We start from the raw sequence: 21,458 nt of genomic DNA, 5'->3' as shown, positions 1-21,458 counted from the left end.
ACCGGTGGCCCCTCCCCCGCACCGGAGCAGCCGGTCCGCCCCGTGTTCCCGTCCGCCGGGCGGGGCCCGCAGCAGCCCGTGGAGGCGCGGGCCGCCCGGCCGGAGCGGACGCGCCGGGCCGCCGCCGCGCCGGCGCCCGAGGAGACGACCGTTCACATCACCATCGGCCGCCTGGAGATCCGCTCCGGCCCGCCGCGCACCGCTACGGCCGCCGAGGCCGCCGCCAACCGCAGGCCGCCGCGCCGGCCCGCCGTACCGCTCGAGGACTATCTGCGCCGGCGCTCGGGGGGTGCCCGATGAGCGACGCACGGGCCATCGAGGCGGTCACCGAGACGCTGCGGGCACTGGTCCAGGACGGCATCAGGACCGTCCTGGCCGGGGCGACCGCGGTGGTCCGCCCGCCGGACAAGGTCAACCCGACCGCGCAGGAGGCACTGGTCAACCTGTTCCTCTACCAGACCGGGATGGCCGCCGAGCTGCGCAACGAGCCGCCGCAGCAGCTGCTGCCCGGCGAGAGCGCGGAGCCGGCACTGCCCCTCGTACTGCGCTACCTCCTCACGCCGTACGTACCGGACCACAACGACCTGGTGGCGCACCGGCTGCTCGGCGGGGCGCTCCAGGCGCTGCACACCCGGCCCGTGCTGACCCGGGGCGACCTGGCCCAGACCGCCCCCTACAGCGACATCGCCCGGCAGGTGGACAGCGTCCGGATCACCTGGCACGCCTTCGAGGAGAAGGACATCTACTCCCTGTGGAGCGTCTTCCAGACGCCCTACCGGCTGACCACGGCCTTCGAGGTGCGGGCCGTCCTCATCGACTCCAAGCGCCCGGCGCGCACTCCCGCGCCGGTGCTCACCCGCGGTACGGACGGCCGCGGCCCGCGGGCCGCCGCCGACGTCCGTTCGACGACGCCGAGGATCGACGGCGTGCGCTACCCCGGCGACCAGAGCGCCGCCCGGGTCGGGGACTCCGTGGAGCTGTACGGCGCGAACCTGTCCGGGCTGAGCGCCGTCCGGCTCACCCACCTGACCTCCGCCGGGTCCGTGGACGTACCCGTGGGCCCCTCGCAGGCGCCGGCCCTCACCCTGCCGGCGGGGCTGCCCGCGGGCGTCTGCGCGGTGACCCTGCTGGCCGGAGCCCCGCCCGCCGAACTGCCGGTCGGGCCCTGGTACCTCGCGCTCGCCCCGCGGATCACGAGCCTGATGCCCGCCACCGTCGTGCGCGACGCCCAGGGGGACGCCGAGGTCGTCGTACGCGCCGAGCCGCCCTTCGCCGCCGGGCAGCGGGTCTCCCTGCTGCTCGGCGGGGACGCGCACGCCGCCCGCGAGGCCACCGGGGACACCGCGCGGTTCACGGTCGAGGGGGCCCGTCCCGGCGAACACCTCATGCGGCTGCGGGTGGACGGAGTCGACAGCCTCCTCGTCCTCGACCGCACGGCGAACCCGCCCGTGTACGACCCGACCCAGCGCCTGACGGTGATCTGATGCACGCTACCGACGGCGACAACGCGCGGTTCCTCAGCGCCTCCCTGGACTGGCTGCGCCTCGTGCTGCGCCGACACGCCGAGGGGCTGTCCGGGCCGGAGCGCCCGGCCCTGCCCGGGCCCACGCCCGAACCCGCATCCGACCCCGTGCCCGCTCCCGCCCGATCGGAGGCCGAGGGGCGCCCGCCGCTGCCGTGGGGGCGCCGGCACCACGTGGCGCCGGCCGCGGTGGCCGCGCGCCCGGCCGACCGCACCCGGTCCGGGGCGCACACGCCCACCGCCGACGAGCTCGCGGCCGCCGCGGCCCGGATCGCGGAAGCCGAGGCGGCCGTGCCGCCGCCGCCGCTGGTGGCGCTCGCCCGGCAGCTCGGCCTGAGCCGGTTCGAGCGCGATGTCCTGCTCATGTGCCTGGCCGAGGAGCTGGCGCCGGCCATGGGGGCGCTGTTCGCGGCCGCGCACGGCAGCGAGGCGATGGCCTTCCCCACCTTCGGGCTGGCCCTCGCCGTGCTGCCCGTTCCCTCGTGGGAGGCGATCTCTTCGCACGGTCCGCTGCGGTTCTGGCGGCTCGTCGAGATCAGCCATGCCGCCGGCTCCGCGCTCGTGACCAGTCCGGTCCGCGCCGACGAGCGGATCGTCGACTACGTCAAGGGACTCGACCACCTCGACGAGCGGCTCTCCGTCCTCGTCACCCGGCTGCGGCCCGCCGTGCACGCGGCGCTGCCCGCCTCCCAGCAGGCTGCCGTCGCCCGGTGCGCGGCGGCCTGGGAACGCTCCCCGGCGCCCGTCGTCCACCTCGTCGGGGCGCAACCGGGCAGCAAACGGCTCGTCGCGGCCCGCGCGGCGGCCTCGTTCGGGCTGACCGCCTACCGGCTGCCGGTCGCGCTGCTGCCCGAGCGGGCGGCGGACGCCGACCGGCTGGCCCGGCTGTGGGAGCGGGAGGCCGGGCTGATGCCCGTAGCCCTGTACGTCGACGCGGACGACGATGCGCACGGCGGGTACGACCCCTGCGCCCTCGGGCGGTTCCTCGCGCGGATGGGCGCGCCGGTGTTCGTCGGCTCCCGCGACGCGGGCGCCGACCTCGGGCGCAGCGCCGTGGTCGTCGACGTCGCGCCGCCCACCCCCCGCGAGCGGGCCGCGGCCTGGCGCGAGGCGCTCGGTCCGGCGGCGGGCTCCGTCCGTGTCGACCTGCTCGCGCGGCAGTTCGCGCTGGACGTGCCCGCGATCGTGGAGGTGGCCGAGGCGAGCGGGCCGGACCGGGTGTGGGAGGGCTGCCTGGCGCGCACCCGGCCGCGGCTCGACGGCCTGGCCCAGCGGCTGCGCCCCGAGGTCGGCTGGGACGACATCGTGCTGCCCGGGCACGCCGAAGTCCTGATGCGGCAGATCGCCGACCAGGTGGTCCGGCAGGAGACGGTCTACGACACGTGGGGCTTCGGCGAGCGGCTGACCCGCGGGCTCGGGGTGACCGCGCTGTTCGCCGGGCCGAGCGGGACGGGCAAGACGATGGCCGCCGAGGTGCTGGCCCGGGAGCTGGGCCTGGACCTGTACCGCACGGACCTGTCCGCCGTGATGAGCAAGTACATCGGCGAGACGGAGAAGAACCTGCGCCGGCTCTTCGACGCGGCCGAGGCGGGCGGCGCCGTGCTGTTCATGGACGAGGCCGAGGCGCTGCTCGGCAAGCGCAGCGAGGTCAAGGACGCCCACGACCGGTACGCGAACGTGCAGATCGACTACCTGCTCCAACGCATGGAGTCTTACCGCGGGTTGGCGATCATGGCGACCAACATGCGCTCGGCGCTGGATGCCGCCCTCGTCCGTCGGCTGCGGTTCGTCGTCGAGTTCCCGTTCCCGGACGTCGCGCAGCGTCGGGAGATCTGGCGCAAGGCGTTCCCGGAGCACGCGCCGGGCCGCCACGAGCTGGACTACGACCGGCTCGCGCGGCTCGACGTGAGCGGGGCCATGGCCCGCAACATCGCGGTCAACTCCGCCTTCCTCGCCGCGGCGGACGGGGGCGGGATCACCATGCCGCTCGTGCTCCAGGCGGCCCGGGAGGAGTTCCGCAAGCTCCAGCAGCCGGTGCGGGAGCGGGACTTCGCCTGGTCGCGGCCCGCCGATCCGCACAGTGAGGTGCCGTCATGAGGGTGGAAGTGCACATCGAACGGCTGGTGGTGGACGGTACGGACTTCGGGGAGCGGCTCCCGGCGCACCAGGACGAGGCCTTCCGGGCCGCGCTCCGCGGCGAACTCGCCACGCTGTTCGCGGCCGCCCGATCGGCGGGGCCGTGGGTCCCGCGCGCGGCCCGCTCGGTCGTCGTCCCCCTGTCGCGGCCCGAGGGCCCCGGCGGGGCGGAGGCGCTCGGCAGGGCGGTCGCCCGGTCGCTGCACGCCGTACTCGCGCCGGGCGCGGGGCGGGGGCGGGCATGACCGGATTCCCCGGAGCGCCCCGGGTGGTGCGCGGCGGCTTCGTGCTCCTCGACCCGGACACGGGCCGCCCGCTGCGGACGGTCCCGTTCCAGTTCAACCCCGATTCCCTGACCCGCACGGTCCAGCCGCAGGGCATCGGCCCGGAGCCCGGGGACCGGCTGGAGGCCCAGCGGCTCAAGGGCCCGCCGCACGAGACGTACAAGTTCGAGGCGGAGTTCGACGCCACCGAGCAGCTCGACGATCCCGACGCGCACCCGGTGGAGGCGCAGAGCGGGCTGTTCCCCGTACTGGCGGCCCTGGAGAGCGGCTTCTACCCGAGCGTCGCCCAGCTCCTCGCCGAGGACCGGATGGCCGGCTTCGGCATGATCGAGGTGGCCCCGGTCGAGGCCCCGTTGACGGTGCTCGTGCTCGGGCGCAGCCGGGTCCTGCCGGTGCGGATCACGGAGTTCACGGTGGCCGAGGAGGCCTTCGACACGGCGCTGAACCCGATCCGGGCCAAGGTCTCCATCGGCGCCCGGGTGCTGACGGTCGACGACCTCGGATTCCGCCACAAGGGCGGGCTGCTCTACCTGCAACACCACCAGGCCCGCGAGCGGTTCGCCGGCCAGGTCACCCGCACCCCGTCCGATCTCGGCCTGACGAGTCTGTGAAGGAGCCGGCGTGTTCTCTGCCACGAGCCGCTACCAGAACGTCCCGACCGCCGAGCACACGCTCCCGGGCGGCCGGACCGTCACCTACGTCCGGCGCCGGTTCCCGCCGGACCCGGACACCCTGACCACGCTCACCACGCACGCCGTCGCGGCGGGCGAGCGCCTGGACCACATCGCCGCCCGGGAACTGGGCGACCCCGAGCAGGCGTGGCGGATCGCCGACGCGCACCGGGTCCTGGCCCCCGAGTCGCTGACGGCCGTCCCGGGCCGGCGGCTGCGGATCACCCTGCCCGCCGGGATGCCTCAGGGCGCGAGCGTGCTCGACGCGGGCGGGGGTCTCGGTGGCTAGCGGTCTCCAGCTGATGCTCCTGATGGGGCCGATGCTCGCCGTCCCGGTGCCCGCCCCGCTGACCGACGCCCTCCAGTCGGTCCGGGTCACCACCTCCTCGGGGCATGCGAGCGGCTTCCAGCTGACCTTCGCCGTGAGCGCCCGCTCGGTGATCCAGCAGTCGCTGCTACCCCTGGGCTTCTTCGACCCCGGCATCCGGGTGGTCCTGGTCGCCGTCGTCACCGGCACCCCGACCGTCCTCGCGGACGGGGTCATCACCCAGCAGGAGCTGTCGCCGAGCGCGGAGCCCGGCGGCTCGGTGCTGACGATCACCGGCGAGGACCTGTCCGTCCTGATGGACATGCGCCACGAGCGGGAGTGCTTCCCCGGGCTGCCGCACCAGGCACGGGTCGTGGCGATCTGCGCCAAGTACGCCATGTACGGGATCACCCCGGTCGCGGTGCCGCCCGTGCTCACCGACGTGCCGAACCCGCTGGTGCACATCCCGATCCAGGCGGGCACCGACCTGGAGTACCTCAAGGCCATGGCCTCCGAGGTCGGCTACGTGTTCTTCCTGGAGCCCGGCCCGGTCCCGGGAACCAGCCTCGCCTATTGGGGCCCCGAGGTCCGCGCCGGGCTCGTCCAGCCGGCGCTGACGCTCGGGGCGGGGGCCGCGGCCACCGCCGAGACCCTGTCGTTCACGTACGACGGGCTCTCGCGCACCCAGTACACCGTCGCCCTCACAGAGCCCACGAGCAAAGTGCAGATCACCCTTCCGGTCCCCGACGTCAGCCTGCTGCACCCCCCGCTCGCGGCGCGCCCGGCGGTGACGCTCAAGCAGGAGCCGGTGCCGGACCTGAGCGACCGGTCGGTGGCCGAGGCGCTGCTGCTGGGGCTGAGCCGCACCTCGGCTTCGGCCGACGCGATCCGCGGGACCGGGAAGCTCGACGTGCTGCGCTACGGGCACGTGCTGCGCGCCCGCCGGCTGGTGGGCGTCCGCGGCGCGGGCCTCGCGTACGACGGGCTGTACTACGTCTCGAGCGTCACGCACGACATCAGACGTGGCGAGTACAAGCAGAGCTTCACCCTCACCCGCGACGGCCTCGGCTCTCTGACCCCGGTGGTGATCCCGTGACGAAGGATGCGAAGAAGTACCACGGCCTGTACCAGGGGGTCGTGGTCTCCAACCTGGACCAACTGCGTTCCGGACGGCTCCTGGTGAGGGTCGCGGACGTGCTCGGCAACGACCCGTGCATCTGGGCGAGCCCGGCAACCCCGCTGGCCGGGCTGGCGAGCGGAATGTACATCGTCCCGCTGGTCGACTCCGGTGTGTGGGTGCAGTTCGTGGACGGCGACCCCGAACGGGCCGTGTGGACCGGCTTCTGGCGCGGCGGGGCCGGCGAGGTGCCGCCCGCGGCGCAGGCCGCGCCGGACGGCGTACCGCAGGTGGTCATCGGGACGCCCGCCCAGAGCTGTCTGCTGATCTCCGACCTCGGCGGCCCCGCCGGCGGCATCCTGCTGCAACTGAAGGGCCCGGCGGGCCCGTACATCCGGCTCTACGAGGGCGGGGTCGAGATCGGCGCCTCCGCCGCCGGACCGACGATCAAGGTGACGCAGACCGGGATCGACCTCGGCAACGGCGCGCTCACCGTGCTGCCGGGGTGAGCGCGATGCCGGGTGTAGTCGTCACGACCGCGACCGCGGTCACCTGCGGGCACCTCGCCAAGGTGCAGGACACTCCCGCCCAGACCCGGGTGCTGGCCGACGGTGCGCCGCTGGCCACCGCCCTGGACCAGCTGGTCGTCACCGGCTGTCCGGGCGTGAGCGGTTCACCGCCGTGTACGAAGGTGCTCTGGACGGGACTCGCGGCGCGGGTGCTGGCCGGCGGGCAGCCGGTACTCGTCCAGGAGGTCCCGCCGGCCGGTCCGGTGCCCGGCTCCGGCGTGTGCGCCGGGCCGCCCCCGACGACTCCGATGGTCCTGGCCGGCCAGCTCCGTGTGACGGCGGGGTGAGCGCCGTGGACGTCGACTTCCCGTTCGGGATCGCCCGCACCGGGCGCACGCGGCTCACCGGCCACGAGGACCACGTGCGCGACATGATCGAGCAGGTCCTCTTCACCAGCCCCGGCGAGCGGGTCAACCGGCCCGACTTCGGCTGCGGTCTGCTCGACCTGGTCTTCGAGCTGAACAGCCCGGACCTCGCGGCCGCCTTGCAGGTGACCGTCCAGGGGGCACTGCACCGCTGGCTCGGCGATGTCATCGCCGTCAGGTCGCTCGCCGTCACGGCCGAGGAGTCCACGCTGCGGATCGAGATCGGTTACGTACTCCTGGCCACCGGCGGCGTCCGGACCGAGACCTTCGACAGCGGGGTGATCAGGTGAGCGGCGAGCGCACCCTGGCCGTACGGGCACGGGACGCCCGCGCCGCCGGCCTGGGCGGGATCGAGGCCGTCACGGTGGAGGAGGGCCGGACCCGGCTCACCGTCACGCTCTTCGGTCCGGTGCCCGAAGGGCTGGCCCCGGCCAACTTCCGGATCGACGGCGGGGTCGTCGCCCGGGACCTGCGGGTGGTCTCGGTCGACTCCGGCCCCGATCACGAAGCCGATCCGGACTCCGAGCCGCCCGGCCGGGTGCTGCTGGAGGTGGACCGTCCGGGCGACATCTCCACGTACCGTCTGAGGCTGGTACGGACCGACCCGTTCGGGCGGCCGGGCACGGAGCCCCTGGCGGGTTTCGACCCCTTCTTCGCGTCCGTCGAGTTCACCTTCGGCCAGGACTGCCCCGCGCTGGTGGACTGCCGGCCCGAGCCGTGCGGGCCCGAGGTGTTCCCCGAGCCGGTCCTGGACTACCTCGCCAAGGACTACGCCAGCCTGCGCCGGGTCCTGCTGGAACGGCTCGGCCTGACCATGCCCGAGTGGGGCGAGCGGCACGCCGCCGACCTGATGATCACCCTGGTCGAGCTCCTCGCGTACGCCGGCGACCAGTTGAGCTGCGAGCAGGACGCCGTCGCCGCCGAGGCCTACCTGGACACCGCCCGGCTGCGGACCTCGGTGCGCCGCCACGTGCGGCTCGTCGACTATCCGATGCACGACGGCTGCGCCGCGCGGGCCTTCGTCTGCCTGTCCGCGGACTCGAAGGTCACCCTGCCCGCCGGTACCTTCCGCTTCCGGTCCGGCGGGCAGGTCTTCGAGCCGGTGCGCGCCGAGCCGGTCACGGTGCGTCCGGCGCACGGCCGCATCGCGCTGTGGGCCTGGGGGGAGCCGGAGTTCTGCCTGCCGGCCGGGGCCACCGCCGCGGCGCTGCGGGACGGCGAGGGCGACCACCGGCTCCGCCTCGAACCGGGGGACGTCCTCGTCTTCGAGGAGGTCCTCGGGGCGGCGACCGGGCTGCCGGCCGACGCCGACCGCGGGCACCGGCAGGCGGTGCGGCTCGTCGGGGTCCGGCGCTCCGTCGACGGCCTGTACGGGCAGCGCCTGCTGGAGGTGGAGTGGGCCCCGGAGGATGCCCTCGGGTTCCCGCTGCGGGTCAGCGCCGTCGGGGGGCCGCGGTGCGCCCCGCTGGAAGTCGCCGTGGCCCGGGGCAACGCCGTACTCGTCGAGCACGGGGCGAGCCGTACGTGGTGCGGCGCGGAGCCGGAGCGGGCGACCTGGCCCGGGCGGCCGGAGGGCGTCCCCGGATGCCCGTGCCCGCCGGACTTCGGGTGCGCCGAGACCGGTGGCCCGGCGCTGCTGCCCGCGTACCCGCCGCTGCCGGAGCGGTTCTCTTTGCGGGTGCCGGGCGACGGCGGGACGGCCCCGGTCAGCTGGACGGTGCCCTTCCCGCTGCCCGCGGACGTGGCGCGGGCGCAGGCGGGGCGGCTCGACGGGGTCGCCGGCCGGGCCCGGGAGCGGCTGGCGGCCCTGCTGCACGCCGCCGAGGAGGGCCGGCGCCCCGACGAGGCGGCGCTCGCCTGGCTGACGACCGTCTTCGGCGCGGCGGCGCTGCGCCGGCTGCCGATGGGGACCGACCCGGCGGCCGCGCTGCGCACCCTGGCGGCCCGCTTCGACGAGCTGCTGGCCCGCAAACTCGCCCGGCTGGGCGAACTCGCCTGCCGGGCCCGGGCCGGGTACGTCCTGCGGGCCGGTGACGAGGGCTGGGAGATCGGGCAGACCTGGGGTGAGGCCGAGGGCGTTGCGCTCGATCCGGGGCGCGCCGTCTTCCGCGGACCGGCCGCGCGGGCGCTGGCGCCCGATCCCCGGGAGGCGCTGCCTGCCGTGGAGGTCACCGCGGTCGGCGAGGACTCCGGGGCCTGGCTGCCCCGGCGCGACCTGCTCGACTGCGGGCCGGCCGACCGTGCCTTCGTGGGCGAGCTCGACGACGACGGCGTGCTCGGGCTGCGCTTCGGCGACGGCCGGGACGGCGCCGTGCCCGCGCCGGGGTCCGCGCTGCGGATCCGCTACCGGCTCGGGAACGGGGCGGCGGGCAACGTCGGGGCGGAGGCGCTCGACACCGTCGAGCTGTGCGGGGTGTCGGGGGTCACGGTCCGGGTGCGCAATCCGCTGCCCGCCACCGGCGGCGTCGACCCCGAGCCGCTCGCGCAGGTGCGCCGGCGCGCCCCGGGGGACGCGGCCCGCCGGCTGCTGCGGGCCGTCACCGAGGCGGACTACGCGGCGCTGGCCGGCGAGGTGCCCGGCGTCCAGCAGGCGGGCGCCCGGCTGCGGTGGACCGGCTCCTGGTACGAGGCCCAGGTGGCGGTGGACGCGCTGGGCGTCGACACCGCCCCGGACGGGCTGCTCGACGAGGTGCGGGAACGGCTCTACCGGGTGCGGCGGATCGGACACGAGGTGCGCGTGGGGCCGGCCCGGCAGGTGCCGCTGCGGCTCGCGCTGTGCGTGGAGGCCGAGCCGTCGGCGGTGGCCGGGCACGTGCGCGCGGCCGTGGCGCGGGTGCTGGGCCACGGGGTGCTGGCCGATGGTTCGCCGGCCTTCTTCCATCCCGACGCGCTGACCTTCGCCACGCCGGTACGGGTGAGCCGGATCGTCGCGGCGGTCGCGGCCGTGCCCGGCGTGCTGTCGGTCGGGGTCACCGCGCTGGAGCGGCTCTTCGAGCCGTCGCCGGATGCGCTGCGCGACGGGGTGCTGCTGCTGCGGCCGGACGAGATCGCCCGGCTCGACGCCGACCCGGCCCGGCCGGAGAACGGCGTACTGGAACTGCGGATCGGGGGCGGGCGATGACCGGGCACGGTGCGTGCGGGGGCGGCTGCGGGGGCGGTGGGTGCGGGTGTGGGTGCGGCGGCGCGGGAGGTCCGGCGACGCCGGCGTCCACGTACAACCCGCCGGGCCTGTCCGCGCTGGCCTACCGCGTGGGCACGCACGGGCAGTTCATGGCCTCGATGCTCGAACGTCTGGCGTCACGGCCGGAGTTGGAGCGGCTGACCGCCCGCACCGCCGATGATCCGGCCGTCGCGCTGCTCGACTGCTGGGCCGTGGTCGCGGACATCCTGACCTTCTACGGGGAGCGCCACGCGCAGGAGGGCTACCTGGCCACGGCCGTCGAGCCGGAGTCGCTGGTCCGGCTCGGCCGGCTGGTCGGCCACCGGCCGCGCCCGGCCCTGGGCGCCGGCGGGTACCTGGCGTACACGCTCGACCCGGGCGCGCGGGCCGTCGTACCGGCCGGGTCGCAGGCCAAGAGCGTGCCGGCGCAGGGTCAGCTCCCGCAGACCTTCGAGACGTCCGAGGACCTGGCGGCCGACGCCCGGTGGAACACCCTCGCCGTACGGATGACCGCGCCGCCCCGGCTGGAGGCGAGGACGGCACAGCGGCTGGAGCGTCTCACCTTCGCCGGGCCCGCGCTGGGCATCAAGCCGGGCGACCGGCTGCTGCTGCTGTTCGGTACGACCCATGCGCCGGCCGTCCGGGTCGCGACGGCCGCCACCGCCGACTATCAGGCCGCGCTCACCGTCGTCGACCTCGTCCCGCTCTCCCCCGCCGACCCCGTCGAGGCGGCCCGGGACGCGCTCCTGACCGCCTTCGACAGCGGCCCCCCGGTACCGGCCGCGGCCGTGCTGCGGACGGCGATCGCGGGGGCGCTCGACCTGCTCGCCCCGGACGGGGGTCCCGCGAGCCACACGTACGGGCGGCTCGCCGACGCCTCCCGGCTGCTGGGCGAGGGCGTCGCCTTCACGGCGGCTCGGTCGAACACGGCCCTGGCCGGGTGGCTGGCCGATGAAGTCACCGCCGCGGTACGGGCGTTGCGCGCGGCGCTCGTCGCCGTGGCCGCCGAACGGCGCCGCAGCCTGCCCGAGGTCGAGTACCTGCGCGAGCTCGCACACAGCCTGGTCTGCCCCGACCTCGGCCGCGACCGGACCGAGGCCGAGGACCCGGAGCGGGACCCGGACCGGCGGCGGGACCCGGAGCGGGAGCGGGTCGCGGGCCGCGACGGCTGTGGCTCCCCCGACTGCGACCGGGCCACCGCGCTCGTGGCCACCGCCTCGGTGCTCCCCGCGCTGCGCCGCACCCCGCCCGGGCTCCCGGCGGCGGGCCGCGATCTGCGCACCGGCCTGTGCGAGCTGTGGGACGCCTCCAGCGACTCCGTGCCCGGACTGCTCGCCGCGGCCGACCCCCGGCTGGCCGGCGGCGTCCACCAGGCCTGGGCCACGCAGCGGATCGCCCCGCCCCGGCAGAACGCGGGCGTCCAGGTGCTGCGCGTCAAGGCGCGGCCCCTGGACCCGGCGGTCGATCCGCACCACGGGACACCGCCCCAGGGCACCGAGTACCTGTATCTGGAGGGCCACCACGACGGTGTGCTGCCCGGCACCCGGGTGCTCGCCGAGCAGGCGCGCTCGCCGCGCCCCGCCCATGTGGTGGGGGTCGTCGAGGTCACCCAGCTGCGGTTGCCGTTCCCCACCCCGGCCGGCGCTCCGGCCGTCTTCGTGCCCGTCACCCGCCTCACCGTGGACGGTCCCTGGCACGCCGATCCCACGGGCGAGCAGCCCGTCCCGTACGGGGACATCACCGTGTGGGCGGCGGGCGAGGACCTGGCCCTCGCCGAGGACCCGATCACCGACGACGTCGCGGGCGGCCTGATCGAGCTCGCGCAGGTCTGCCCCGGGCTGCTGCCCGGCCGCCGGTTGGTCGTCTCCGGCGAACGGACCGACGTACCGGGCACGACGGGCGTCCTCGGCAGTGAGCCGGCCATGCTCGCCGCGGTCCGCCAGGGCGTCGGCGCCGGCACGGGCGGGGACACCGTGCACACGACGCTCGTCCTCGCGGCGCCGCTCACCTACACCTACCGCCGCGACACGGTGACCGTCCACGGCAACGTCGTGCCCGCCACGCAGGGCGAGACCCGCTCGGAGGTCCTCGGCAGCGGGGACGCCGCCCGGCCCGGGCAGTCCTTCGCGCTGCGCCAGGTCACGACGGCCGCGCCGCTGACGTTCCTGCCCGCCGACACCCCGGGCGGCGCCGAACCCGCCCTGGCCGTACGGGTGGACGCCGTCCGCCGGCACCGGGCCGAGGACCTCGCGCCGCTCGGCCCGGCCGACCAGGCGTACGTACTCGCCCAGGACGCGGCGGGCACGGCGACGGTCTCCTTCGGCGACGGCGTGCACGGTTCCCGGCTCCCGACCGGGGTGGAGAACGTGACCGCCGTGTACCGGGTCGGCGCGGGCCCGGAGGGCAATCTGCCGCCCGGCCGGATCACCCAGGCCGTCAGCCGCCCGCTCGGGGTGAACGCGGTGACCAATCCGCTCCCCGCCACGGGCGCCGCGGCCGCCGACGGCCCGCGCGACACCCGCGCCGGGATCCCGCTGCGCACCCGCGCCCTGGACCGGCTGCTGTCCGTACGGGACTACGCCGACTTCGCGCGCGCCCGGGCCGGGATCGGCCGGGCCGCGGCCGTCCGGCTCTTCGACGGCCGGCGCGAGATCGTCCACGTCACGGTCGCCGGGGCCGGCGACGCGCCGGTCTCCGCCTCGGATCCGCTGCTCGGCTCCCTGCCCGCCGCGCTGAGCGACTTCGGGGATCCGCACGTCCCGGTCCGGGTCGACGTCCGCGAGCTCGTGCTGCTGGTCCTGTCGGCGGGCCTCAAGGTGCTGGCGGACCACTCCTTCGCGACCGTCGAGCCGGCGGTACGGGCCGCCGTGCTCGGCGTACTCGGCTTCGCCGCGCGCGACCTCGCCGAGCCGGCCCACCTCAGCCGGGTGCTGGCCGCGATGCAGGCGGTGCCGGGGGTGGACCACGTCGACGTCGACGTGTTCGCCGGGATCCCCGCGGCCGCCGATCCGCTGGCGCTCGTCGACCTCGGCTCAACCCTGCGGGGCGCGGCGCGGACGGTGGAGGCCCTGCCGGCGCGGGCCGAGCCGCTCGTGCACGACGTGGGCCGGGACCCGACGGGCATCGCCGACACGCTGACCTCGGTCGCCGTGCGGTACGGCGTACGGGTCGAGGAGCTGGTCGCCCTCAACCCGGGCCTGCGCTCCCCGGTGTTGAAGCCGGGCCGGCGCCTCGTCGTCGCCACGGACGTCCGCCCGGCCCAGCTCGCCGTCATGACCCCCGACCTGCCCGAGACCCTGATCCTGCGGAGGCTGCCGTGACCACCGGTGCGGAGCGGACCCTGTACGAACTGCTGCCGGCGCTCCACCGCCGTCGGGACGCCGAGGAGGGCTTTGCGCTGCGGGCGCTGCTGGCGGTCGTGGAGGAACAGCGCGCCCTCGTACGGGAGTCGGTGCGCCGGCAGTACGCCGACTGGTTCGTGGAGACCTGCCAGGACTGGCTGCTGCCCTACATCGGGGCCCTGGTCGGGTACGAGGCGCTGCCGGGGTACGAGGAGGCGCTGGCGCGCGGCGGCGAGGAGGCGACGCGGCTGGCGGCCGTGGTCGCACCCCGGCGCGACGTCGCCCGCACCATCGCGAGCCGGCGCCGCAAGGGCACGCTGGCCGTGCTGGAGGAGCTGGCGCGCGATGTCGCCGATTGGCCCGCGCGGGCGGTGGAGTTCCGTACGACGCTCGGATTCGACCAGCCCGTACGGCGGTACGCGGCGTACCCGCGGGACATCGAGGACCGGCTGCACGTCGGAGGTCTGGCGGATCTGCGGCGCGGGGAGGAACTCGACCTGGTCGAGGGGCCGTTCGACCGCCTGTCCCACACCGTCGACGTACGCCGCGTCGAGTCGGCGTACAGCCCCGGGCACGAAGGGGTCGCGGGCGTCGGGCTGTTCGTGTGGCGGCTCGGCGCGTACTCCCTCACCCGGGCGCCCGCCTGTTGCATCGACCGCGACCGCAGCCACTACACCTTCAGCATCCTCGGCAATGACACCCCGCTTGTGACCCTGCCCGTGCGCGAACCGGCGCCGACGCACATCGCGGACGAGACGAACGTGCCCGCCTTCATCCGGCGGCGCGCGTTCGAGGAGCGCACGGCCCACTACTACGGGCCGGGCAAGAGCCTGTGCATCTGGACCGACGGCGACACGCCCGTGCCGCTGTCGGCGATCGTCGCGGCGGACCTGTCCGGCTGGGGCCAGGCGCCCCGGCGCGGGCAGGTCGCCGTGGACCCGGTGCTGGGCCGGATCGCCTTCCCGGCGCGCTCGGCCCCCGACTCGGGGGTGCGGGTGAGCTACCACCACGCCTTCTCGGCGCCCATGGGCGGCGGGGAGTATCCGGTGGCCGTCGCGCCCGCGAGGCCGGGGGCGGCCTTCTACCGGGTGGGGCCCGGGCAGGAGTTCGAGCGGCTGATGGACGCGGTCGCACGCTGGTACGAGGACAAGCGCGCCCACCCGGCCCGCCGCGAGGCGGTGATCGAGCTCGTCGGGTCGGTGGCGTTCCAGGAGCAGATCGAGATCCGGCTCGACCACGGCGACCGGCTCACCCTGCGGGCGGCGCCCGGCAGCCGGCCGGTCCTGCGGCTGCTCGACTGGTACGCCAACCGCCCGGACGCGCTGCGGCTGATCGGCACCGGCCGGGGCTCGGGCCCGCTGCCGTCGGTGCGGCTCGCCGGGCTGCTGGTGACCGGCCGGAGCGTGCGCGTGCAGGGCCCGGTCGGGCGGGTGGACGTCAGCCACTGCACGCTCGTGCCCGGCTGGTCGCTCGGCGAGGACTGCTGCTGCGAGCACCCCGGGGAGACGAGCCTCGAACTCGTGCGGACCCCGGCCTGCCTGGAGGTCCGCCACAGCATCACCGGGGCGATCGTGGTGGAGGCGGACGAGGAGTGCACCGGCCCGAACCGGATCTTCCTCTCCGACTCGATCCTCGACGCCACGTCGGCGGAGCTGCCCGCGCTCGGCGGTCCCGAGGGCGGGTGCGCGTACGCCGAACTGTCCGCGCGGCGCACGACGGTGATCGGCTCGGTGCGCACGCACGAGGTCGGGCTCGTGGAGAACTGCCTGCTGGACGGGCTGGTCCACGTCTCGGTGCGCCAGCGCGGCTGTGTCCGGTTCTGCTACCTGCCGCCGGGGTCGCGGACGCCCGCGCCGTTCCACTGCGAGCCGGCCACGTCCGGGGATCCGGCCCGTGTCGTGCCCCGGTTCACGAGCACCACGTACGGGACGCCCGGCTACGGGCAGCTCTCCGCGGCGTGTGCGCGGGAGATCCGGCGGGGGGCGGAGGACGGCTCCGAACTCGGCGCGTTCCACGACCTGTTCCAGCCCCAACGCGAGGACGGACTGCGCGGGCGGTTGGCGCAGTACACGCCGGCCGGCACGTCGAGCGGCGTCCTGCTCGTCACCTGACACCACGTCATTCCCCGTCGCGTCACCGAGGAGGAACCTCTTGTCCGTCGACATCTCGCGCGTCTCGTTCGACCCGTCGAAGCACTATTCGCGGATCGTCCACCAACAGGGCCGGGTCACCCTCGACGCGGACGCGAACGAGCAGACCGCCGTCCTGCTGCACTATCTGCGCACCGTCGTCGCCGACGTGCTCGGGCCGGCGGCGGCCCCGCGGGACGCGCCGGGTTTCACCGTGACCCGGATCGCGCAGGACCCGGACCGCGACCTCACGATCGGCGTCGGGCGCCTGTACGTGGACGGGGTGCTCGTCGAGAACGACGCCCGGACCACCTACCTGACCCAGCCCGAGGGCTACGTCGACCCGGAGACGGCCCCGGTACCGGACGGGCCGGCGCTCGCCTACCTGCGGGCCTGGGAGCGGGAGATCACCGTGATCCAGGACCCGGCCATCCGCGAGATCGCGCTCGGCGGCGCGGGCCCGGACACGGCGGCCCGGGCCAAGGTCGTGTGGCAGGTCGTCCTGCGCGGCTTCGGGGAACAGGAGGATCCCGGGAGCGCGAAGGCGTCCGCCTGGTTCCGGGCCTGGCTGGACGGACTGTACGCACCGGCCGGGCTGATGGCCGCGCGGGCCCGGCACGAGCCGAAGGGGCCGGTCGACGCGTGCGTCATCGCGCCCCGGGCGCGGTTCCGGGGCCCGGAGAACCAGCTCTACCGGGTGCAGATCCACACCTCGGGGGTCGGCCTGTTCCCCGATGACGACGGGGGCCGGGTCGTGCGGCCCCGCCGCCGGGGCGGCGCGGCCAGGGACCAGCAGCCCGAGGCGCCCGTGGCGACCTTCGTCTGGTCGCGGGAGAACGCCTCGGTGGCCCTGCCCGTGGCCGCGGTCGCCGGAGCGGTGGTGACGCTGGAGACGTGGAGCCGGGACCACCGGCTCGGCCTGGACGTCGGGGACCGGGTCGAACTCGTCGACGACGCCACGGCGGTGCACGCCGCGGACGAGGTGCCGGGCGCCCCGCCGCAGCGCATCCACCAGGTCGTCGCGGTCGACGTGCCCGGCCGCACCGTCACCCTCGACGCCGATCCGGGCGCCGGGGCGCCCGGCGGACAGCCGCCGCTCACCGTGGGCGGGGACCCGGAACTGCACCCGTACCTGCGGCGCTGGGACCACCGTCCGGAGCCGGGCGCGGACGCCCTGCCGGTGGTCCTCGACACGTGGATCGCGCTGGAGGACGGGGTGGAGGTCCGCTTCAGCAGTCGCCAGCCCCAGTCGACGCGGAGGGACGGGGAGCGGAGGGAGCGGACGCCGGGCCGCTTCCGGCGGGGCGACCACTGGCTGGTCCCGGCCCGCACGGTTCCCGGCGACGTGGTCTGGCCGCAGGAGGAGGACGGCCCGGCGCCCGCCCTGCCGCACGGCGTGGTCTACCACTACGCGCCGCTGGCCTATCTGCCCGCCGGGGCGGGTGACCCCGTCCCGCTGGTGACGACGTTCGCCCCGCTGTTCCCCGGGGAGGAGTGAGCAGTGGCCGCGCGCGAGGTGCCCGCCGTCCCCGCCCGGCCCGAGCGGCGGGCCCTGTCACGGGCGGCCGAGCCCGAGGCCCCGGCGGCCGACGAGCGCCTCGAGGCGGCGGCCGACCGGTTCGCCGAGCGGTACGAGTCCCTCGCGCACGGGGCCGTACGCCCGATGCCGCGGCTGGACTCGACGGCCTCGCCGACGGGGACCGCCGGGGCTCCCCTGGACTCCGCGACGCGGGCGGCGATGGAGCCCCGGCTGGGCTGGGACCTGTCCCAGGTCCGGGTGCACACCGGGCGGGGCGCCGCCGACTCGGCCGCGGCCCTGGGCGCGCAGGCCTACACGGTCGGCCGGCACATCGTCCTCGGGGACGGCGTCCGGCCCGGCTCGGGCGCGGGGCAGCGGCTGCTGGCCCACGAACTGGCCCACGTGGCGCAGCAGGCCCGCGGCGAGGGTCTGGGCAGGCTCCACAAGAAGCCCCTGCCCGCGACGGGGAAGAAGGCGAAGGGCAAGGGCCGCCCGTTCTGGCTGCCGGTGACCCACGAGATGGGCCCGGTCGAGCTGTTGCGCGCGTTCGTCGCCCGGTACTACCGGAGCGTGGACCAGGCGGAGATCACCCGGCGGGTTCCCCTGTGGCACTGGAACAAGCCGGGCGGCCTGTCGGCTACGGCCGACGACGTGGCGCGCCACGGGATCTGGCTGACCGTCACCGATGTCACCCAGACCGCGCTCGACCGGCTCCCCCCGGCCGAACGGGACCAGATCAACGCGGAGGCGGACCAGCGCTTCTGGGAGCAGAACGCGCTGGCGCCGGGAACGAAGCTGGGCACGGGCCCCGAGGACGCCACCCTGCGCGCACGCTGGCTCGGTGCCCGCGCCGACGTGGCGGGCGAGCACGAACTGCTCCGGGAGATCCACGCCCTGCCCGCGGACGTCAAGGCCATCCTCTTCGCCGGGCAGAAGCCGCTGGTGCCCGAGGACTACGAGAACGTACTGCGCCTCGGCCGCAGGCTCGACGCCCTGACCCCGGCCCAGCGCGCGGCGTACCGGGACAAGATCACCGGGACGACGACGGACTGGGACGAACTCGACGCCTCGATCGGCCGTTTCGAAGGCCAACAGCGAAGTCGCGAGTTCGACGCGGAGCACACCGAAGAGGCCGCGGCCACGCTGTTCGGGTGCGAGGAGCTGTACCGGCTGTGGAAGCACAAGAACGCCCTCCATCAGCGAAACATCCAAGCCAGTCCGTACATCGGCTACAAGCCCGACATGTGGCGCCAGGCTTCGGAGGCCGAAGACCAGTTCAACGCGGCCTTGGCGCTCCACGGGTTCGCCGACGAGCAGGCGTTCCTGAGCGCGGTGGCCACCTACCGGCTGCGGTTCCGCACCGAGGCCGTGAACATCGCGCTCGATGTCCTCGACCACTACGACCACCTGCTGTACGAGGAGGAGCGCAAGCTGCAGACTCCCGGCCACGTCGGGTCGCTCGTCTCCGGCATCGCCAAGACGAACGCGCGCGCCGACTACGCGGCAGCCGCCGAGAAGGAGTCGCAGGCGAGGCTCGCCCGCATCACCGCCGATCCGGATTCCTCCTCCGACATGCTCCAGGCGGCACGTGAGTCGTCGGAGTACAGCGCCGAGGCGGCCTCGTTGCGGGGCTCGGCCGAGAAGGCGGTGGTGACCGCGACCGACGGCGATCCCCTCATCGATCCCGAGAAGCTGGGCCGGGCCACCGACCGCGAGAAGCTCGCCGGGCTCGACGAGCCGGGCGCCCTGGAGTACCTGCTGGGGGTGATCAAAGCCCGGCGAGCGGACACCGCCCAGGCCCGCTCCGAGCTCAGCCGCGATCCTGACCGTGTCTTCAGCCAGCCGAAGCTCGTGTCCGTGACCAAGGACAGCCTGGGGGCCGACTCCGACACCGTGTACGGCCAGATCGTGGACGACCACGTCGAGTCCGTGCACCAGGCGCACGTCTTCTCGGCCGTCGTGTTCGGGATCATCGCCCTCGTCCTCGCGCTCCTCATCCCCGTCGGCGGGTGGGTGGCCGCGGCCGCGCTGGTCGGGAACACGGCGATCAGTGTCTACCAGGCCGTCGAGGCGGTGAAGGAGTACCAGCAGCAGTCCGTCGAGTACCGGCTGTCGTTCATCACAGATGACCCCTCGCTCGCCTGGGTCGTGGTGGCCGTGGCGGCTGCCGCGCTGGACCTCGGGACGACAGCGGCCGTCGTGCTCAAAGGATCGGCGAAAGGGCTCGCCTCGCTCAAAGGTCCGCTGCGCGAGTTCTCCGCCGCGTCGGACGCGGAGTCGGCCGCGGCCCGCTTCAAGACCCTCGCCGCGAAGATCGACGAGGCGAAAGGACTCGAACAGGGGCTCAAGGACGCGCTCACGACGCAGGCGGCGGCCACCAAGGGCCTGGAGCAGGTGCTCGGCAAGATCGCGAGCCGGCCCATGGCTTTCGCCGGGGTGGTCGACCTCAGGCTGGTCATGAAGGGCTTCTACCACCTCGTCAGGATGGGTGTGAGCTCGCTCACGAAGCTGCGCAGGCAGAAGCAGCTGCTGCAACTCCTGGGCGACGTGACCAAGCTCCCCAAAGCCGCCAAGACCGAACTCGAGGCGGCCTTCAAGGAGGTGGAGGCGATCGTCGACGCCGGCGCCAAGCACAAGATGGACGAGGCCACGGCCTTGGAGTTCATCGACCGGGCCGCCGCCGCCCGGACGGCCGGCGGCGCAAGCGAGTTCGATTCGATCCTGGCGGAGGCGAAGGCGTGGCGTCCCCCGACGCACGAGCAGCTCCGGGCACAGGAGGCCCTCGGCAGTGCCGCGGACGAACTCCGGTCGTTGCGCACGCTCCGCGCGGAGAGCCTGGAGGAGCTGAAGAAGGGCCCGAAGACCGCCTCCGGGGCAACGGACCACGAGCGGATCGCGGAACTGCGCGACAACCTCGAGGGCCTCGACGACGTGCACCACGTGCGGCGCAACGGCACGACCTGGACCGAACCGGGCGCCATCTCCCGGGCGAAGGCCCAGTACCTGGCGGCCGAGCGGCTCGCCGAAACGGCCCGGGTCAGCCCGGTCAAGCGCATGCGGGCGTTCTTCAACGGCTCCGCCGAGCGCGCAGAGATCTCGGGGTCGGCCACGATCGACCAGGTCGGAAAGCTGCGTTCGTCCTCGGGGGGTCTGGAGGTCGACCACGTCGTCTCTTTGGACCGCATGTCGCAGATGGAGGGCTTCGACAAGTTGAAGCCGCTGGAACGCCATCAGCTCGCGGTCCGCAAGGACAACCTCGTCCTCATGGACGCGTCCGCGAACTCGTCCAAAGGACCCCGTAGTTGGTCGGCGTGGGAGAACGCCTCCAATTACTACCCCGACCCCGCTGACGTCCTGCGGTGGAAGACCAAGGACGCCGATCTGACCGTCACGATCCAGAACTGGATCCGCGACACGGTCCGCGGCCGCTGAGACCTGGCCTGCGCAAACGTCCACCGGCGGGCCGGGACACCACCCGGACGAGTGCGTTCGTCGACCCGCGTGCGGGGAAGGGAGAGGGAGCACAGGGAGAGGAGATCGATGCCGTACGACACGTCGCTGCCGGCACCCGTACTGCGCCTGCTGGGTACGTTCCGGCTGGAGGCGGCGGGCGGCGCGGTCGCCGTCGAGGCTCCCGGGCAGCGGCTGCTGGCCTTCCTCGCGCTCAACCGGAGCGTCAGCCGCGGGGTCCTCGCCGGGACGCTCTGGCCGGAGGCCGGGGAGGTGCACGCGCAGGGCAGTCTGCGGACCGCGCTGTGGCGGCTGCGCCGGGGCGGGCAGCACGTCGTCGACAGCCGCGGCGAGATGCTCTCGCTCCGCGAGGAGGTCACGGTCGACGTGCACGCCTTCCTGCGTACGGCGCTGCGCGTCGTGGACGCCGACGGCGACGCGGGCGGTGATCCCTGCGCGGGTCTGCTGTTCGCCGGGGACCTGCTGCCCGGCTGGGACGAGGAGTGGACGCTCTTCGAGCGGGAGCGGCTGCGCCAGCTGCGGCTGCACGCGCTGGAATCGCTCAGCGACCGGCTGACCCGGTCCGGGCAGCATGCCCTCGCCCTGGACGCGGCGCTCACCTGCGTGAGCATCGAGCCGCTGCGGGAGAGCGCGCACCGGGCGGTGGTGGCGGTGCACCTGGCCGAGCACAACGCGGTGGAGGCGGTCCGCCAGTACGGGGCCTTTCGGCGCCTGGTCTTCGCCGAGCTCGGGCTCGAGCCGTCGGCCCGGTTCACGGCGATGCTTCCGCCGGGCTCGCCAGGGGCGACGGGGGCGGCGGTCAGCCGGGCGTCGGGAGCCAGCGCGAGGGGCACCTCGACGGTCGCACCGGCGGGCACGGTGACGGAC

General features: G+C 75.1%; 15 protein-coding genes and 1 pseudogene. All 16 read left to right on the top strand.

Annotation, left to right across the window (positions count from 1 at the left end):
* Window positions 1-300 (top strand): annotated as a pseudogene (locus ACFWBF_RS33700) (hypothetical protein); the annotation flags it as partial.
* Window positions 297-1,484 (top strand): DUF4255 domain-containing protein, encoded by a 1,188-nt coding sequence (locus tag ACFWBF_RS33695; protein ID WP_385608458.1) that lies wholly within the window; start codon window positions 297-299, stop codon window positions 1,482-1,484. The pseudogene ACFWBF_RS33700 and the gene ACFWBF_RS33695, both read left to right, overlap by 4 nt.
* Entirely contained in the window at window positions 1,484-3,619 is a 2,136-nt protein-coding gene (locus tag ACFWBF_RS33690; protein ID WP_385608456.1) for an ATP-binding protein, read from the top strand. The genes ACFWBF_RS33695 and ACFWBF_RS33690 overlap by 1 nt, the downstream gene beginning before the upstream one ends.
* Window positions 3,616-3,903 (top strand): hypothetical protein, encoded by a 288-nt coding sequence (locus ACFWBF_RS33685; RefSeq protein ID WP_385608454.1) that lies wholly within the window; start codon window positions 3,616-3,618, stop codon window positions 3,901-3,903. The genes ACFWBF_RS33690 and ACFWBF_RS33685 overlap by 4 nt, the downstream gene beginning before the upstream one ends.
* Window positions 3,900-4,553: a hypothetical protein gene (locus ACFWBF_RS33680; protein WP_385608453.1), complete on the top strand. Its 654-nt coding sequence runs from the start codon at window positions 3,900-3,902 to the stop codon at window positions 4,551-4,553. The genes ACFWBF_RS33685 and ACFWBF_RS33680 overlap by 4 nt, the downstream gene beginning before the upstream one ends.
* A 10-nt stretch (window positions 4,554-4,563) precedes the next feature.
* The gene (locus ACFWBF_RS33675; protein ID WP_385235375.1) at window positions 4,564-4,902 is read left to right on the top strand and encodes a LysM domain-containing protein; all 339 of its coding nucleotides are present in this window, start codon (window positions 4,564-4,566) and stop codon (window positions 4,900-4,902) included.
* Entirely contained in the window at window positions 4,895-6,016 is a 1,122-nt protein-coding gene (locus ACFWBF_RS33670; protein WP_385608452.1) for a hypothetical protein, read from the top strand. The genes ACFWBF_RS33675 and ACFWBF_RS33670 overlap by 8 nt, the downstream gene beginning before the upstream one ends.
* Window positions 6,013-6,546: a phage baseplate assembly protein V gene (locus ACFWBF_RS33665; RefSeq protein WP_385608450.1), complete on the top strand. Its 534-nt coding sequence runs from the start codon at window positions 6,013-6,015 to the stop codon at window positions 6,544-6,546. The genes ACFWBF_RS33670 and ACFWBF_RS33665 overlap by 4 nt, the downstream gene beginning before the upstream one ends.
* A 5-nt stretch (window positions 6,547-6,551) precedes the next feature.
* On the top strand, window positions 6,552-6,893 hold the full coding sequence (locus tag ACFWBF_RS33660; protein WP_385608448.1) for a hypothetical protein: 342 nt from the start codon (window positions 6,552-6,554) through the stop codon (window positions 6,891-6,893).
* A 5-nt stretch (window positions 6,894-6,898) separates the two neighbouring features.
* The gene (locus ACFWBF_RS33655; protein WP_385608447.1) at window positions 6,899-7,261 is read left to right on the top strand and encodes a GPW/gp25 family protein; all 363 of its coding nucleotides are present in this window, start codon (window positions 6,899-6,901) and stop codon (window positions 7,259-7,261) included.
* Window positions 7,258-10,092, top strand: coding sequence for a putative baseplate assembly protein (locus tag ACFWBF_RS33650; RefSeq protein WP_385608446.1), 2,835 nt, complete (start codon window positions 7,258-7,260; stop codon window positions 10,090-10,092). Before ACFWBF_RS33655 ends, ACFWBF_RS33650 begins: the two co-directional genes overlap by 4 nt.
* A 158-nt stretch (window positions 10,093-10,250) precedes the next feature.
* Window positions 10,251-13,451, top strand: coding sequence for a putative baseplate assembly protein (locus ACFWBF_RS33645; protein WP_385608445.1), 3,201 nt, complete (start codon window positions 10,251-10,253; stop codon window positions 13,449-13,451).
* Window positions 13,448-15,583 carry a hypothetical protein gene (locus ACFWBF_RS33640; RefSeq protein ID WP_385608443.1) on the top strand — a complete coding sequence of 712 codons (2,136 nt, stop codon included), beginning with the start codon at window positions 13,448-13,450 and terminating at the stop codon, window positions 15,581-15,583. The genes ACFWBF_RS33645 and ACFWBF_RS33640 overlap by 4 nt, the downstream gene beginning before the upstream one ends.
* 40 nt (window positions 15,584-15,623) lie before the next feature.
* Window positions 15,624-17,099 (top strand): DUF6519 domain-containing protein, encoded by a 1,476-nt coding sequence (locus ACFWBF_RS33635; RefSeq protein WP_385608441.1) that lies wholly within the window; start codon window positions 15,624-15,626, stop codon window positions 17,097-17,099.
* A gap of 3 nt (window positions 17,100-17,102) precedes the next feature.
* Complete coding sequence (locus ACFWBF_RS33630) at window positions 17,103-20,552, top strand: DUF4157 domain-containing protein (RefSeq protein WP_385608440.1); 3,450 nt, start codon at window positions 17,103-17,105, stop codon at window positions 20,550-20,552.
* A gap of 108 nt (window positions 20,553-20,660) precedes the next feature.
* Window positions 20,661-21,458 (top strand): BTAD domain-containing putative transcriptional regulator (locus ACFWBF_RS33625; RefSeq protein ID WP_385608438.1); only part of this gene is annotated, 798 nt, incomplete at its 3' end.

The sequence above is a fragment of the Streptomyces sp. NPDC060028 genome (genome assembly GCF_042736725.1).
Lineage (GTDB): Bacteria > Actinomycetota > Actinomycetes > Streptomycetales > Streptomycetaceae > Streptomyces.
This window is presented reverse-complemented; position numbering and strand designations above follow the sequence as displayed.

Coding starts and splice junctions, on each gene's coding strand:
- ACFWBF_RS33660 (WP_385608448.1), top strand. CDS start 6,552: ATGCCGGGTGTAGTCGTCACGACCGCGACCGCGGTCACCTGCGGGCAC.
- ACFWBF_RS33690 (WP_385608456.1), top strand. CDS start 1,484: ATGCACGCTACCGACGGCGACAACGCGCGGTTCCTCAGCGCCTCCCTG.
- ACFWBF_RS33685 (WP_385608454.1), top strand. CDS start 3,616: ATGAGGGTGGAAGTGCACATCGAACGGCTGGTGGTGGACGGTACGGAC.
- ACFWBF_RS33680 (WP_385608453.1), top strand. CDS start 3,900: ATGACCGGATTCCCCGGAGCGCCCCGGGTGGTGCGCGGCGGCTTCGTG.
- ACFWBF_RS33695 (WP_385608458.1), top strand. CDS start 297: ATGAGCGACGCACGGGCCATCGAGGCGGTCACCGAGACGCTGCGGGCA.
- ACFWBF_RS33645 (WP_385608445.1), top strand. CDS start 10,251: ATGCTCGAACGTCTGGCGTCACGGCCGGAGTTGGAGCGGCTGACCGCC.